Source organism: Bradyrhizobium sp. AZCC 1721, assembly GCF_036924715.1.
Taxonomy (GTDB): domain Bacteria; phylum Pseudomonadota; class Alphaproteobacteria; order Rhizobiales; family Xanthobacteraceae; genus Bradyrhizobium.
The window spans coordinates 2,053,612-2,068,440 of record NZ_JAZHSB010000001.1 but is presented as its reverse complement, the minus strand read 5'-3'; the positions used below and the strand labels follow the sequence as shown (position 1 = coordinate 2,068,440).

Here is a 14,829-nt window from a genome sequence, read left to right as displayed (position 1 = left end):
CGTGGCTCGGCTTGGAAAAATTGCACGACGCACGTTTCTGATCGGATCTGCTGCGATCGCCGGTGGCGTAGCGTTCGGCTATTACAACTTGCGCAAGGAACCTCTCAATCCGTTGCTCAAAGGCCTCCCGCCGGGCGAAGCCGCGATCACGCCCTACGTCCGCGTCGATGCGAAGGGCGTCACGCTTATTACTCCGCGGGCCGATAAAGGCCAAGGCTCCTATTCCATCCAAGCTCATCTCATTGCTGAAGAGCTCGATGTGGATCCGCATAAGGTTCGCATCGATCCTGGTCCGCCCAGTCCGGCATACTTCAACAGCCGGATCATGGACGATAGCCTGCCCTTTGCTACAATCGATGATGGCTTCTTGGCCCGGAGCGCGCGTGGTGGCGGCGAAGTGTTAAGCCGTCTGCTAGGTATGCAGATCACCGGTGGTTCCTCCACTGTACCCGATGGATATCATAAACTTCGCGTGGCGGGGGCGGTTGCGCGCGAGACTCTGAAGGAGGCGGCCGCCAGGAGATCGGGAGTGTCCAGATCGCAACTGAAAACCAAGGACGGCCAGGTCATCTTCCCCGATGGCAAGTCCGTTACCTACGCGGAACTAGCCGTCGAGGCAGCGCAGCTTGAGCCCATTACTGATGTCACGCTCCGATCGGAACAGGAGTGGCGTTACATCGGCAAGAGCATGCGCAGGATCGATATCGTTGCGAAGTCTACCGGTACACAGCAGTATGGGATTGATGTTCGTTTGGACCGGATGCTGTACGCAACCGTGCGTGCCAATCCCAGCATGGGAGGCACGATCAAACGATATGATGCTTCTGGCGCGGAAAAGATGAGGGGCGTGAAAAAGATCGTCCCGGTCAAAGACGGTGTAGGCGTCATCGCCGATAACACGTGGAGAGCCTTTCAGGCCGCGGCCGCGATCAAGATCGAATGGAACGATCCTCCCTATCCGGCCAACTCTGCTGGAATGTGGAAGGTATTGGAGAATTCGTTCTCCAAAGACCTGCAGGACAGCCGACTTCGCAACGACGGAGACGTCGAGAAGGCATTGGCCGGCGCATCCAAGTCGATTGAGGCGGAGTATCGAACGCCATATCTGGCTCACGCGCCCCTCGAGCCCATGAATGCGGTTGTGCTCTATACGAAGGAACGGCTCGACATCTGGACGGGAACGCAGATCCCGCTATTTCTCCAGATGCATGCTGCGAAGCTGGCCCAACTGCCGGAAGACAAGGTTCATGTGCACGCTCAGCCAATCGGCGGAAGCTTCGGAGCGCGACTCGACGACACCTATGCGTTGCAGGCCATCGAGCTTGCGATTGCGATGGAAGGCGTTCCGGTCAAAATGACTTGGAGCCGAGAAGAGAACATGGCGCACGACTATCCGCGCCCGATCCAGCTCTCGCGCGCAAGGGGAACGGTTCGCGATGGCAAGGTTGAGAGCATGAGTATCGATATCGCGGGCCAATCGATGGGAGCCTCTTGGTTTAACCGTCTGCAGGCGCCCGTTCCTCCCGGTCCCGACACTACGAGTGTCAATGGTGTTTGGGATCAACCTTTCGCAATACCGAACTACCGGGTGACAGGTTACCGCGCGAAAGAAATGGTGCCCGTCAGCCCCTGGCGATCGGTTGGAGCCTCGGCGAATGGGTTTCATCACGCTTCCTTCCTGGACGAATTGATCCATGCCGCCGGCGCTGATCCGATGTCGGAACTTATTCGTCTATGCAATCATAAGACCTCGAAGGCGGTCCTGGAGACCTTGCGAGATATTTCTGAATGGAAAGGGCCGCGAATAGACAGCAGGCGCGCTCGTGGGGTCGCCCTGACCTTATCATTTGGCGTACCGATGGCCCAAGTCGTTGAAGTGAGCGATACGGCTCAAGGCATCAGAATCGACAGGGTATACGCCGTTTGCGAGGTGGGGCGGGTTCTCGACCCGATCAATTTCGAGGCGCAAATCCAGGGAGGCATTATCTGGGGCTTGGGCCACGCGATGAATTGTGAGCTGACCTACGACAACTTCGCGCCGGCCCAGACCAACTATCACGCGTTCGAGGGAATGAGATTCCATCAGGCACCGGAAATCATCGTCAAGGGATTGCAGCTTGGCAGTGAAGTGCGCGGAATTGGCGAACCCCCCGTTCCGCCTGCGGCACCGGCGCTCGCGAACGCCATCTTTGCTCTCACCGGAAAGCGTGTGCGCGAACTGCCCTTAAACAAGAGCGTCAACTTCGCGTGACAACATAGCCCGCGTGCGGCGTCCTCCTGGCCAGCTCCGGCTGCACAACATCTGATGTTGGCAACGCTTCATGGTCTGATACAGCTTTACGAGACACCGAAGGTAGTCGGCTTAATCCGGAACCACAGGCCTCAATGCGGCAGACCGTTAGTCAGACTTGCCGAGAGCCTTCAGGATGAAGCGGATCTGGTTGCGCAGGTCTGCTTCGGTATCTTCGCCGTGTCGAACGCAGTGCTCGATCAGACTCGGATGGAAGAATGGCGTGAAGGCGGATTTGACAGCTCGCGCGGCTTTCGCGGCATCTTCGACCTCGAACTCGCCCGCTTCGATGCCCTCGCATATGATCGCCTCGAAGATCGCCACCATCCGTTCGACGTGCGCCTTGATGATCGTCCAGTTCTCATGCATGGCGACGACAATCAGGTCGTGCATGTGCTTTTCCTCGACCAGCGTCATCTTGTTGTGGCGGTGAACGGCGGTCAGGAGCCGGTCGAGTTTTTCCATGGCCGGCACGTTCGTGCGTGCGATCGCAGAGGCGATGTCAGCAACCTCGTTCAAGACACGCCCGCAGATCGACTCGTTGATCGCATCCCTGGAGGAAAAGAAGCGGTAGACATTCGCCGGACTCATGCCGAGTTCAGAGGCGATGTCGGCCATCGACGTCTTGTGGTAACCGATGCGGCGAAAGTGCTCCTCCGCCACCTCCAGGATGCGCGCGCGCGCCTCATCTGGATCAGCTCCCGTTCGGACTGGACGATTCATGGATACAACAAAGCCCTACTCGGCAGCCATTGCTGTTCGCAATTCCGGTTCCTCCGTCGAATCCCCATGGATCTCATCTGCAGTCGGCTTGATCCGAAACCACGCGGCGTAAAGCGCAGGAAGGAACAGCAGGATCAGCACCGTGCCGACCGCGGTGCCGCCGATCAGCGTATAGGCCATCGATCCCCAGAAGACGGAATGCGTGAGAGGGATGAAGGCCAGCACGGCGGCAAGTGCGGTCAGGATCACCGGCCTCGTGCGTTGCACCGTGGCCTCGATGACGGCGTGATAGTCGTCAAGGCCGGCAGCACGGTTCTCCTTGATTTGTTCGGTCAGGATCAGCGTGTTGCGCATCAGGATGCCGGCCAGTCCGATCAGGCCCAGAATGGCATTGAATCCGAAGGGCTGATTGAAGGCGAGCAACACGGGCACGACGCCGACGAGGCCAAGCGGTGCCGTCAGCATGACCATGGCCATCGTCGAGAAGGATCGCACCTGCAGCATGATGACGATCAGCATGGCGGCGATCATGGCGGGAAAGACCGTCGCCAACGCGTCATTGGCCTTGGTTGCCTCCTCGATCGATCCGCCCAATTCGATGCGATAGCCGGCCGGAAGCGATGCGATCAGCGGCTGAAGAGCCGTCTTGATCTCCTTGGAGACCTCTGGAGGCTGGGTCGCTTCATTGATATCAGAGCGAATCGTGACCACGGGTGTGCGATCGCGGCGCTTCATGATCGGCTCTTCCAGACGGATTTCCGAATGGCCGATCTGGTCGAGCGGAATCGGGCGGCCGTCCCGGCTCATCAGGGAGAAATCCGCCAGACGCGCCGGATCCAGTCGCTCGCCGCCGGCGCTGCGTGCCACGATGGGGACATTGCGGATGTCCTCGCGGACCTGCGTAACGGGGATGCCAGTGAGGAGGAACTGGAGTTGCCGGCCGACCTCCGCTGGCGAGAGGCCGATGAGGTTCAGTCGATCCTGATCCGGGATGAAACGGAGCACGGGCGTGCGATTGCCCCAATCGCGGTTGGCTTGCCGCACATCGGGAACGCCACGCATGATATCGAGGGCTTTTTCAGAGATAGCGTACAGTTGCGCCGGATCAGGCCCCATGACCCGAAACTCGACCGGGAACGGCGTGTAGGGTCCGAACACAAGCTGAGTGACGCGCACATTGGCCTCAGGCGCAAGCCCCTCTGACGCCGCCTGTCGGAGCCGGTGCTTCAAAGCCTCGCGCGCCTCCGCGTCCGGTGTAAGTACGACGATCTTGGCGAAGGCCGGATCAGGCAGCTCCGGCGCCATCGCGAAGAAGAATCGGGGAGCGCCCTGACCGACATAGCTCGTGACGATCTTGGCCTCCGACTGGTGGCCCAGCCAGTGTTCGAGCTTCTCGACTGTAGCGGTCGTCGTCTCAATGCTGGTGCCTTCCGGCAGGCGAACCTCCACCAGCACTTCGGGCCGGTCGGACGTCGGGAAGAACTGCTGCTTGACGGCGCCCATGCCGACGACGGACAGCGCGAAAGCGATGGCGACGATGCCGCTGGTTACGAACTTGTGACGCACGGCGAAGGTGATGAGCCCTCGCAGGCGCCGATAGTTCGGTGTGCCGTAAATCGCGTGGTGACCGCCTTCGACCGGCTTGATCGCGGGCAGCATCTTGACGCCGAGATAGGGCGTGAAGACCACCGCGACGATCCAGGAGACGATGAGGGCGAACCCCACGACCCAGAAGATGTTGCCGGCGTATTCGCCGGCCGTCGAGCGCGCGAAGCCCACCGGCAGGAACCCGGCGACCGTCACGAGTGTTCCCGACAACATCGGCGCCGCCGTGTGGCTCCACGCGTAGGCGGCCGCCTTGATGCGGTCCATGCCCTCTTCCATTTTCACCACCATCACCTCGATGGCGATGATGGCGTCGTCCACGAGAAGACCAAGCGCCAGGATGAGGGCGCCGAGCGTGATGCGGTCGAAGAACCGGCCGGTTTCCAGCATGATGAGGAACACGACGGCAAGCGTCAGAGGGACGGCAGCCGCCACGACGATGCCGACGCGCCAGCCGAGGCTGAGCAGGCTCACCAGCAGCACCACGCCGAGCGCCATCGCAAACTTCATCATGAATTCGTCGACCGCCGAGGTGATGTTGACGGCCTGGTCGCTGACCTTGGCCAGGGTCATCCCGAGTGGCAGCGTCCGAGCGATAGCGGCGGACCGCTCCTCCAGCGCCTTGCCGAGCGCTAGGCCATCCCAGCCCTCTTGCATGACCGCCGCGAGCATGATCGTGGGCTCACCCTGATGGCGGATGAGGTAGGTGGGAGGATCCTCGTAGCCGCGGCGGACTTCGGCGATGTCGGAGAGTTTCAGCGTCCGCCCCGCGGCGACGATCGGCGTGTCGGCGATCGCCTGGACGCTGTCATAAGCGCCGTCGACCCGGATGAAGACCTGCGGCCCCTTGGTGTCGATCGAGCCTGCCGGTGTGACGGTGTTCTGCCGCTGCAGGGCGGCAACGATATCCTGCGCCGACACGCCAAGCGTTGCCAGTTTGGCATAGGAAAACTCGATGAATATCTGTTCGGGACGTTCACCGAGGATGTTGATCTTCTTGACGCCGGGCACGTGCAGGAGATCCTGGCGAATGGTCTCGGCTTGCCTGGCGAGTTCCCGCATCGGCATGCCCTTCGCCTTGAGCGCATAGAGGGCGAAGCTCACGTCCGAATATTCGTCGTTGACGAAGGGGCCGAGCACGCCAGACGGCAGCTTGCGCGCTTCATCTCCCAGCTTCTTGCGGGCCTGATAGAACTCCTCCTGCACGCTGGATGGCGGTGTGCTGTCCTTCAGCGTAACCGTCATGTACGCATAACCTGGCCGTGTGGTCGTCTCCACCCGGTCATACCAGGTCAGCTCCTGAAGCCGCTTCTCCAACGGCTCGGCGACCTGGTCCTGCATCTCGCGCGCCGTCGCGCCTGGCCATACCGTCGTGACCGTCAGGGTCTTGATGGTGAAGGAGGGGTCCTCCGCCCGCCCGAGCATGACGAAGGCGTAGGCGCCTGCGGCCGCCAGCAGGACGATGAAGAACAGGGTGACGGCCCGTTCACGAACGGCGATCGCGGAAAGATTGAAATTCATCACTTGGCCACTCCTAATCCTAGACGTTCGTCCTGGCGCTCGCGCCGTCCTGCAGCAGGTGGGCGTCGAGTGAACCGCGCTTACCTAAAAAGCGCGGGCCCTCTGACTGCTCTTCTGCTCACTTACAATTGGTTCGGCGACAGCTTCTTTGAGGCCTGCTGCCGCTTGGGCGGCAAGGCCACGGGCCGCTTCCTGTGAATCTTGAAATTCCTCGAGTGCATAGACTCTACCTCACCGCAGGGTGAACACGTGGAGACCGCGGTTGACGTACGACGCGTCGCCGTTGAGCAGCGTTGCGGTGCCGTCCCACTCGACAAACACGGTGGTATGCCACGGCCAGCCCTTCACCCAGATGTTGTTGACCGTGATATGGAGAGTGGGCTGGACGCGGCCGAGACGCTCAAACCAGCGGCGCAGCGCTTCTTTGTCGTGGCGCTCACCAGCAAGCGCATGGGCGCCGGAAACGCGGTGATGAACGTTCGGCGCGACCGCATTCACCGCGTCATCCCAGCGATGGTTGTTGACGTGGTCGAAGGTCTTTCGGATTTCTTTCTTGACGATGTAGCTGTATAGCATTTGCCGTCCTCCGACGGTGATCGCGGAAAGATTGAAGCTCGTTAGTTTCCGTTGTTTTCAGATGCAGTCCTGACGCGAGCGCCCTCCTGGAGAAGGTGAGCGCCGAGGGAAACAACCGGATCACCAGAGCTCAATCCGGAGATCACGGCGGTTTCGCTGCTCACTCGAACAAGCTTGACTGGACGAAAGCGTACGGTTGAGGTGGCGCTATCCAGGACCCACACACCGGTCTTCCGGCCGTCATCGAGCACGGCTCCCAGCGGCACCTGAACATCCGGCTGACTAGCCTGGCTTGCCAGCCGAATGGTTACCGTCGCGCCAAGCGGTGCCGCCGCCGCCTCACCGTCGAGCACATAACGGGCCTCATAGGTGCGGGTCTGAGCATCGGCGGAGTCCGACAACTGCCGCAGATGCGCCGTATAGCGCCGCCCATCGGCGCCATAGATGCTGGCCTCAGCCTCGGAGCCGATCGCTGGCCGGATCGTTTCGGGAAGTGCGACCACAGCTTCGCGGGGGCCGGCCTTTGCGATCCGAACGACTGTCTGGCCGGCAGAGACGACCTGCCCGGGCTCGCCAAGCGTTTCAACCACCGTTCCGTCCGCATCCGCAACCAGGACCGAATAGGTCGCCTCGTTCTCGGCGACCCGCGCATCGGCTTCGGCGGTGGCGAGTTGCGCCTCGGCCGTGTCCAGTGCGGCCTTCGCTTGCTCGTAGCGCTGTCGGGAAGCCCATCCGTTGCTCACCAGTTTGGCGTATCGCTGTTCATCCGCTTCGGTCTGAACGACAGATGCACGCGCTGCGGCAACGGCGTTGCGCTTTGCCGTGACCGCAAGGCGAAGGTCGGTTTCGTCGATCCGCATCAGCGGCTCACCGGCTTTGACCTGCTGACCGGTATTCACCAGCCGTTCGACAATCTTGCCGGCGACGCGAAACCCGAGGTTGCTCTGCACCCTCGCCCCGATGATGCCCGTGAAACCGCGTTCGGATCCGTTCACACGCGCTGCCGTGGCCAGCCTGACGATCGGTGGTTCCTGCCGGGGGTCGCTCACGGCGGCGGCTTCCTGGGTGCGAAGTGTGACGAACGCAGTCGCAGCTAACGCCGCGATCAGGACGCCCCCTAACACAATGATAGGTCTTCGCTTTTTCATATCCGCCTCCTCATCTAAATTAGATTTCATTCGAACTCTATAAGTTATTTAGATGTCGATCGCAATCTAAATTTGAGCTCTGACGGGAATGTGATCCCAAAAACCGGCCTCTTGACCCCTCAGCGACGCCGAATCCAGCCACGCCATTGATAGATTGCGTTCGAACTCTATCTGAGATATAGATTTCGAGTGAAATCCAAATGGAGGTCCACCATGCGTGTGAGTCGCATTCAAGCCGCGGAGAACCGCCAAACCGTGATTGATGTGGCAAGTCGCCTCTTCAGGGAGCGCGGCTTTGATGGCATCGGCCTCAAGGATCTGATGAAGGCGGCCGGGCTAACACAGGGCGCCTTCTACAAGCAGTTCGCGTCAAAAGGGGATTTGGCGGTAGAGGCGTCCAGGCGCGCATTGGATGGCGCTTCCCGCCGATGGTCGGATGCGGCAACGAAAAATCCTGATGATCCGCTCGGCGCGGTGATCGCGTTCTACCTCAGTGGCGACCATCGCGAAGAAAGGATGGACGGCTGCCCGATCGTGGCGCTCGGCGCGGATGCCGCCAGACAGGGATCCGACGTGAAGGCGGCATTCGAAGCGGGAATAAAGGCACATCTCGAAGTGCTCGGCCGATTCATTGCCGAGGCTGGTGGCGAGGCGTCCAGTGGCAAGGCCATGGCCATTCTCTCGACGATGGTCGGCGCGGTGACACTATCGCGCGTCGTCAACGACCCTGATCTGGCTCGGGCGATTCTGGATGCAGCAGTCAAACAGGTTCGCGAAGCCGCCGCCGCTTGAAAGATCGCATCCCTCAAAGCACGGGAGAAATCGAAATGCTTAGCGTGACAAAAGGCAAACCAAGTTTGCTCGAAATATCGGATACGCTTAGCCTACGTTTTCAGGAGATCGGCAGCGGGCCTCCGCTGCTCCTCATACATACGATCCGGACACAGCTCGAATATTTCCGCGGTCTGGCGCCCCTCCTCGCGAGATCGCACACGGTGTACGCCATTGACCTTCCGGGCCACGGACACTCACCAATAGATCCAGGCGCGAGCTTCGACGAACCCTACTTCAGGCAGGCCGTCATTCGTTTCATCGAGGAGCTAAACCTCTCGGCCGTTACGATTGTTGGCGAGTCGATCGGCGGGACATTGGCCCTTACAGTGGCGGCGTCGCTTCCGCAGCGGGTGAAGCGGGTCTATGCGATCAACCCCTACGACTACGAGACGCGCTACGGGGACGGCATTCGACGCGGCAACTGGTTCGCGAACTTTATCATCGGAAGTTTGCAGATCCCGGTGCTCGGCGCGATGAATGCATCGCTCGAAAACAAGATGGTCCTCGGCAAGATCATGGGCGGCGGATATCACGACCCGCGCAAACTGCCGGCCGATTTGCTGGCCGAGTTCGATGAAGTAGCCCACCGCCCGGGATACAAGCGGATCGCACGCAAGGTGCTGGCAGGCTGGCGATCCTGGAGCAAGGCGCGCGATTACTATCGGCAGATCTCGGCGCCTGTGACGCTCATTTATGGCGATAGCGATTGGTCTCGGCCAAATGAACGCGAACGCACACGATCCCTGATTCCTGCCTCGCAGATGGTGACGCTCAAAAATACCGGCCACTTCTCGGCTGTCGAGAATCCGTCGGAGCTGGCTCGCGTGATATTGGCAACAGAATGACCGCAAGGATCAAACACAGGAGTGTACAACTATGTTCAAGCGCCTCTGGGAAAGCTTGAATTACTCGGCTGAGATCCCAGGCATGGACGATCCGCGCGGCGAGTACATGTTTAGGCTGGAAGAGCGGGTTGCGAAGCTCGATCGCGAAGTTGAAGGTCTTCAGATCCAGTCGCGAACAACGTCGGTTGGCTCGCCGGATGACCGCGTCCATCAATTGCAAAGTCATCCTCCACAGTGAACGCCGCTACTCCGCGAAGACGACTGTCACGAGTTGTTTATTTCTTCGTTACCGCCTGCAGAGCTTCAAAGTTCGTGCGGAGATCCTAGGTTGAGATCGAATGATGCTTATCATATCATGACGGAACGGTTCGCTAACTGCGGATTCGTGCTCTTAGGTTATCTGGAGCAAATATGGGCGAAGTTATTCGATTTGTGCCAAAGTCTGAACGCGAGCGAGACCGTCTCATTCGAGAGGCGCGCGCGACCTATGACAGCATCTTCCCGCCAGGCGATCCAGTCAGCGAGAAGCGGAATAATGCACCGGTGAGTCATACGGGCAGCGGCGCCGATACCTATCGTAGCCGCGAGTTTCTCCTGTCTTGATCAAGATCATCGCCGTACTTTGCAGTCTCTCCTCTCCGGCAAATTGCCACGAGCAGATTGTCAGCCCCTCGGTTTCCCGTTACTATAAATAATATAGTCACTTGCTTTTCGATGTACGGGAGGAACAAAATGCGTAGGACTGGTGTACACAACTTTCCGGCAATTGATCGTGTCATCTACGGCAAAGCTGCGTCTGACGCTCTGAACGAAGAGGCAGAGCGACTGAACGCAAAGCGCGTCTTCCTTCTCGCCAGTCGAACCCTGAACACCAAGACCGATGAGATCGAGAAGATTCGGCGTACGCTCGGCGCCAAACATGTCGCGACCTTTGACGGAATTGCGCAGCATACGACGCGCAAGCAAGCTGCCGAGGTTGCCCTGCAAGCTAAAGACGCAAGAGCTGACCTGATCGTGGCTGTCGGTGGGGGTTCTGCGATCGATCTGGCAAAAATAGTCATCATGGCGATGGAACATGACATCCGCGATGAAGCGGGTTTCGATCCATTCCCCATGGGCCCGGGCGTAAACGTCTCTCCGTTCCGTTCGCCCGCAGTCCGCCAGATCGCGATCCCATCGACGCTGAATGGTGGCGAATACAATGCAGCAGCGCTCGTCACCGATGAACGCCATAAGCTGAAGCAGATTTTCTTCCACCCCCAAATGTCGCCAGTGGCGATTATTCTCGACCCTGCCCTCACCCTTCATACGCCTTCGAGCCTTTGGATGGGATCGGGAACGCGCTCGATGGATCACGGTATCGAAGCGTTGTGCTCGCCCGCCGGCACCCCGTTAGCCGACGAGGTCGTCTTGGCGGGCATCCGCATCCTGCGTGAGGGAATGCTCCGGACCTTGCAGCAACCTGATGATCTGGAGGCGCGGCGACTATCCCAACATGGCTCGTGGCTTGCGTCTTTCGGCCTCCAGGCACGCGTCCCGATGGGAGCAAGTCACGGCATTGGCCATGTGCTTGGAGGGACGTTCGACGTTCCTCACTATTATTGCACACCTGTTATCATGCCGAGCCTGCTTCGATACAATAAGCCATTCACCGAGGATGCGCAGAAGCGTTTAGCGACGGCTCTTGGCGGGCCGGGCATGGAGGCGGCAGACGCCTTTGCGGAATTCACCAAGAGCCTTGGATTACCTGGCCGCCTTGCTGATGTCGGCATTGGCGAAGACAAGTTTGGCAAGATCAGCAAGATTGCAATCAATCATCGCTTCGTACAGGCCAATCCGCGGCCCTTCAAAAGCGAAGCAGACATCGTCGATTTTCTGCGAACGGCCGCCTAGCTGAAGCCGCTTGGCGATTCATATGACTGTGATGCGCGTGATCGGCAGAGGAAGCGGGAGCTAGGCTTGATGCAAGCCAGCTTTGCCGGAGAACGTTTGCATTTGTCTTCAAGCTACTCTTATCGTGACAAAGGATTGAAGATGACCGCTCTCCCTGATTTGTTTCCCGGATTTGCGTCGGTGCATGTTGAAACAAAATCCGGGCGTATCTTTGCGCGTGTTGCCGGTAAGGGGCCGCCGCTTCTCTTGTTGCACGGATATCCTCAAACCCACGTGATGTGGCATCATTTGGCGCCAGCACTCGCCGAACGCTTCTCGCTCGTCATCGCTGACCTTCCGGGATATGGCGCGTCAGACGTTCCCAAGACCGATGCAAGCAATACTCCTTACACGAAACGCGCAATGGCCCAAACGATGGTCGAACTGATGGAAAAGCTCGGCTACTCCCGCTTTCCTTAGCCGGCCACGATCGGGGAGGACGCGTCGCCTATCGTTTGGCGCTCGATCATCAGGAACGACTCTCGCAACTCGTCGTCCTTGATATACTGCCTACTTACAATTATTGGACGAATCTAAGCCGCCTTTCGGCGCTACGCATCTATCATTGGACGTTTCTCGCTCAGCCTTATCCATTGCCGGAAACACTAATCTCGGCCGACCCAGACGGGTTTTTCAGTCCAGTGTTCGCGCAGGGTTTCGATCCTCGGGCCGTGAACCACTACCTAAGCGCGTTACGTGATCCTGAGCGCGTGCATGGCCTATGCGAGGACTACCGCGCTGCTGCTTATGCGGACTTCGAGCACGACAAGAGTGACCTCGATGCGGGAAAAAAGATTGCAGCGCCGGTTCATGTGATCTGGGGGAGCCGGGGTATCGCCGCCGCGGGCGCCAAACCGCTGGATACTTGGAAGAACTGGGCCACGCAAGTTACGGGAGAAGAAGTCGAGGCGGGTCACTTCATGTGCGAGGAGGCTCCGGAGGCTACACAGAGAGCCATCCTGAGGTTCCTAGCACCTCCTACCGGCTAGATTTCAACCCACCGCCATCAGTGACGACGGCTCAAGGTCGGCGATGCGGGCAAAGCCATCGACGGCCATCAGCAAATCAGCTTCAGCGAGAATGCATCGCAACACGTGAACGATACCCTCAACGCCGTCTAGCGCGAGTCCATACGCATACGGCCGGCCGATGCCGACACCCGTAGCGCCGAGTGCCAAGGCCTTGATAACGTCGGTCCCTGAACGTATCCCGGAGTCAAACAGTACGGGCGTTCTGCCGGAGGCTTTGACGATGCCAGGCAGCAGGTCCACCGCGGCAATGCCGCCGTTTGCCTGACGGCCACCATGATTTGAACAGTAGATGCCATCGACGCCTGCATCGATCGCGCGCCGCGCGTCATCAGGATGGCAAATGCCTTTGAGAACGAGCGGAAGCTTGGTCAGCGAGCGCAACCAGGGAAGATCGTCCCAGGTCAAAGGATTTCCGAAAATCTTCGCCCATTGCATGATCGCCGCTCGAAAATCTTCCTCGGGTGGCTTTTGCAGCCTGCTGCGAAACACCGGATCCGAGAAATAGTTGTAGAGAACATGCCCATGCAGCTGAGGAAAATTGGCCAGGTTAAGATCCCGTGGCCGCCATCCGGTAACCCATGTATCCAGAGTCACCACGATGGCCTTAAATCCTGCTGCCTCGGCCCGGCGGATCAGGCTCTCGGCTACTTCCCGATCGTTGGGAGTGTAGAGCTGGAAGAAGCCCGGCGTTTCGCCAAATTCGGCAGCCACCTGCTCGAGCGGATCGCTGCTGAAGGTCGACGCCATCATCGGGACGCCGATCTTTTGCGCAGCCTTTGCCGTCGCAATGTCGCCATGGAAATCCTGCGCGCATAATCCGATGACGCCGATAGGGCTCATGAAGAGCGGGGTGGGAAGCCGCATTCCGAAAAGGTCGATCGACAGATCCCGCTTGGCGGCGCCGACAAGCATGCGCGGGATCAAACCCCACCGCTCAAATGCAGACACGTTGATATTCTGCGTATGCTCGTTGCCGCAGCCGCCTGCCACGTAAGACACAAGACTCGGCGACATCGCAGCGTGCGCCCGCGCTTCCAATTCGCGGAAATCTACCGGAAGTTTCGGCAGTCTTCCGCTGAGGCCGCCAACATAGATTTCTGTCTGGTAGTCGCCGTAGTGGCCCAATGTGTCCCTCCCGCAGTCCTATCCATTGTGATTGCTGGGCGGCGCGAGCACAGCCTATCGCCGTCCGGTCTTTGGCGCAGCGCCTGACGTTTTCAGCTCATTCACGCGCAGGCGGCCAGTGAAGAGGCCAACGCGCTCAACCGCCGGCCTCTAAGCGGCTGAAAGCCGGATTTGATCCCCTCGGGTCCGAGACCACGGCGAGAACGCACGAGCTTGATCCCGGCCTTCCAGCTCCGTTCCTATTTGCCGGCTTCTCTGGCGCGACGCGCCTCAAAAGACTTCACATGCGCATAGGCCGCGCTGAGAAGGACGGGAATTTGTCCTGCTTTCGCCCGACCCAATAGGTCGCCCAGAACATGATCGCCTTCTGTCTGCGATCCTTTCTCGATATCGCGCAGCATGGACGCCATCAGCGGCGAGCCTGGCATTGTGAAGATGGATCGCGTGCGTTCCAAAAAGGCCGGACGTGGCTCAAATCCTGCCCCGGCCGCGATCCCGCCGCACTCGTCGAGAAAATTCATCACAAGGCCGGATGCGCCAGCGGCGACGATATCCCCGATCGAGGCGCGCATCAGACAGGTCGAGCCCGCGGCGGTGGCAATGAATACCCATTTCTCCCACATGTCCTGCAGGATATTGTGGCTGGCCTCGGCAATAAAATTGGCACCTGACAATGCAGCGATGATCTCATCGCGGCGCTTCGATCGCGCCTCGTTTTGCTCGCCAAACCCCAGCGTATGCAAATCGACGAGATGGAGAATCTCACCATTTGCAGACATCGTGGCCGAGATGGCGCATTGACCGCCAAACACCCTCTCCTCCCCGAAGCGGGCGTTCAGCACTTCGATATGACGCAGGCCATTCAAAAAGGGAATGATGACCGTATTGTCTCCCACCGCGGGGGCGAACGATTGAATGGCACCGTCGAGATCATAGGCCTTGCAGCTCAACAATATCAAATCGTAGTGGCCTTTCAGCCGTTCGGATGTCACGGTCGGCGGTGATGGCAGATTGAGATTGCCGGCTGGGCTCCTGATGACAAGCCCATTCGTCCTGAGCGCTTCTGCACGGGCCGGCCGCACCAGGAACGTGACATCACGTCCCGCAGCCAGAAGCCGAGCGCCAAAATATCCGCCCAACGCTCCGGCGCCGATTACCAGTATCCGCAAGATTCATCTCCTTCTAGCCTCTCAATTGCA

12 protein-coding genes and 1 pseudogene are annotated in these 14,829 nt (G+C 59.4%); 7 read left to right on the top strand and 6 right to left on the bottom strand.

Features of this window, described 5'->3' with window-relative positions:
• Position 1 precedes the first annotated feature (1 nt).
• Positions 2–2,251 carry a xanthine dehydrogenase family protein molybdopterin-binding subunit gene (locus tag V1273_RS10015; protein WP_334409464.1) on the top strand — a complete coding sequence of 750 codons (2,250 nt, stop codon included), beginning with the start codon at positions 2–4 and terminating at the stop codon, positions 2,249–2,251.
• A 147-nt stretch (positions 2,252–2,398) separates the two neighbouring features.
• Here the strand turns inward: V1273_RS10015 and V1273_RS10010 are convergent, their stop codons facing one another.
• From V1273_RS10010 to V1273_RS09995, 4 genes are all read right to left on the bottom strand, one after another.
• Positions 2,399–3,013, bottom strand: a complete 615-nt coding sequence (locus V1273_RS10010; protein ID WP_334409463.1) for a TetR/AcrR family transcriptional regulator — start codon at positions 3,011–3,013, stop codon at positions 2,399–2,401.
• Between the two features lie 15 nt (positions 3,014–3,028).
• A complete protein-coding gene (locus V1273_RS10005) occupies positions 3,029–6,139 on the bottom strand; it encodes an efflux RND transporter permease subunit (RefSeq protein ID WP_334409462.1) in 3,111 nt (1,036 codons plus the stop codon).
• Positions 6,140–6,370: 231 nt separating this feature from the next.
• A complete protein-coding gene (locus tag V1273_RS10000; RefSeq protein WP_334409461.1) occupies positions 6,371–6,715 on the bottom strand; it encodes a nuclear transport factor 2 family protein in 345 nt (114 codons plus the stop codon).
• 41 nt (positions 6,716–6,756) lie between these two features.
• Positions 6,757–7,863, bottom strand: a complete 1,107-nt coding sequence (locus tag V1273_RS09995; protein WP_334409460.1) for an efflux RND transporter periplasmic adaptor subunit — start codon at positions 7,861–7,863, stop codon at positions 6,757–6,759.
• Positions 7,864–8,076: 213 nt separating this feature from the next.
• Between V1273_RS09995 and V1273_RS09990 the strand changes: the two genes are divergently transcribed.
• From V1273_RS09990 to V1273_RS09965, 6 genes and pseudogenes are all read left to right on the top strand, one after another.
• On the top strand, positions 8,077–8,655 hold the full coding sequence (locus tag V1273_RS09990; protein ID WP_334412187.1) for a TetR family transcriptional regulator: 579 nt from the start codon (positions 8,077–8,079) through the stop codon (positions 8,653–8,655).
• Positions 8,656–8,690: 35 nt separating this feature from the next.
• On the top strand, positions 8,691–9,542 hold the full coding sequence (locus V1273_RS09985) for an alpha/beta fold hydrolase (protein WP_334409459.1): 852 nt from the start codon (positions 8,691–8,693) through the stop codon (positions 9,540–9,542).
• Positions 9,543–9,573: 31 nt separating this feature from the next.
• Complete coding sequence (locus V1273_RS09980) at positions 9,574–9,780, top strand: hypothetical protein (RefSeq protein ID WP_334409458.1); 207 nt, start codon at positions 9,574–9,576, stop codon at positions 9,778–9,780.
• Between the two features lie 173 nt (positions 9,781–9,953).
• On the top strand, positions 9,954–10,145 hold the full coding sequence (locus V1273_RS09975; protein WP_334409457.1) for a hypothetical protein: 192 nt from the start codon (positions 9,954–9,956) through the stop codon (positions 10,143–10,145).
• Positions 10,146–10,274: 129 nt separating this feature from the next.
• On the top strand, positions 10,275–11,435 hold the full coding sequence (locus tag V1273_RS09970; protein WP_334409455.1) for an iron-containing alcohol dehydrogenase: 1,161 nt from the start codon (positions 10,275–10,277) through the stop codon (positions 11,433–11,435).
• A 141-nt stretch (positions 11,436–11,576) separates the two neighbouring features.
• Positions 11,577–12,463 (top strand): annotated as a pseudogene (locus V1273_RS09965) (alpha/beta fold hydrolase).
• Between the two features lie 3 nt (positions 12,464–12,466).
• On the opposite strand, the gene V1273_RS09960 reads toward V1273_RS09965, so the two are convergent.
• Together V1273_RS09960 and panE are read right to left on the bottom strand one after the other, a co-directional pair.
• Positions 12,467–13,630, bottom strand: a complete 1,164-nt coding sequence (locus V1273_RS09960) for a lactate 2-monooxygenase (RefSeq protein ID WP_334409454.1) — start codon at positions 13,628–13,630, stop codon at positions 12,467–12,469.
• 239 nt (positions 13,631–13,869) lie between these two features.
• On the bottom strand, positions 13,870–14,799 hold the full coding sequence (gene panE, locus V1273_RS09955) for a 2-dehydropantoate 2-reductase (RefSeq protein WP_334409453.1): 930 nt from the start codon (positions 14,797–14,799) through the stop codon (positions 13,870–13,872).
• Between the last annotated feature and the right edge of the window lie 30 nt (positions 14,800–14,829).

Bases quoted from the DNA above. Each gene is read 5' to 3' on its own strand.
- V1273_RS10010 (WP_334409463.1), bottom strand. From the start codon at position 3,013: ATGAATCGTCCAGTCCGAACGGGAGCTGATCCAGATGAGGCGCGCGCG.
- V1273_RS10005 (WP_334409462.1), bottom strand. From the start codon at position 6,139: ATGAATTTCAATCTTTCCGCGATCGCCGTTCGTGAACGGGCCGTCACC.
- V1273_RS10000 (WP_334409461.1), bottom strand. From the start codon at position 6,715: ATGCTATACAGCTACATCGTCAAGAAAGAAATCCGAAAGACCTTCGAC.
- V1273_RS09995 (WP_334409460.1), bottom strand. From the start codon at position 7,863: ATGAAAAAGCGAAGACCTATCATTGTGTTAGGGGGCGTCCTGATCGCG.
- V1273_RS09990 (WP_334412187.1), top strand. From the start codon at position 8,077: ATGCGTGTGAGTCGCATTCAAGCCGCGGAGAACCGCCAAACCGTGATT.
- V1273_RS09985 (WP_334409459.1), top strand. From the start codon at position 8,691: ATGCTTAGCGTGACAAAAGGCAAACCAAGTTTGCTCGAAATATCGGAT.
- V1273_RS09980 (WP_334409458.1), top strand. From the start codon at position 9,574: ATGTTCAAGCGCCTCTGGGAAAGCTTGAATTACTCGGCTGAGATCCCA.
- V1273_RS09975 (WP_334409457.1), top strand. From the start codon at position 9,954: ATGGGCGAAGTTATTCGATTTGTGCCAAAGTCTGAACGCGAGCGAGAC.
- V1273_RS09970 (WP_334409455.1), top strand. From the start codon at position 10,275: ATGCGTAGGACTGGTGTACACAACTTTCCGGCAATTGATCGTGTCATC.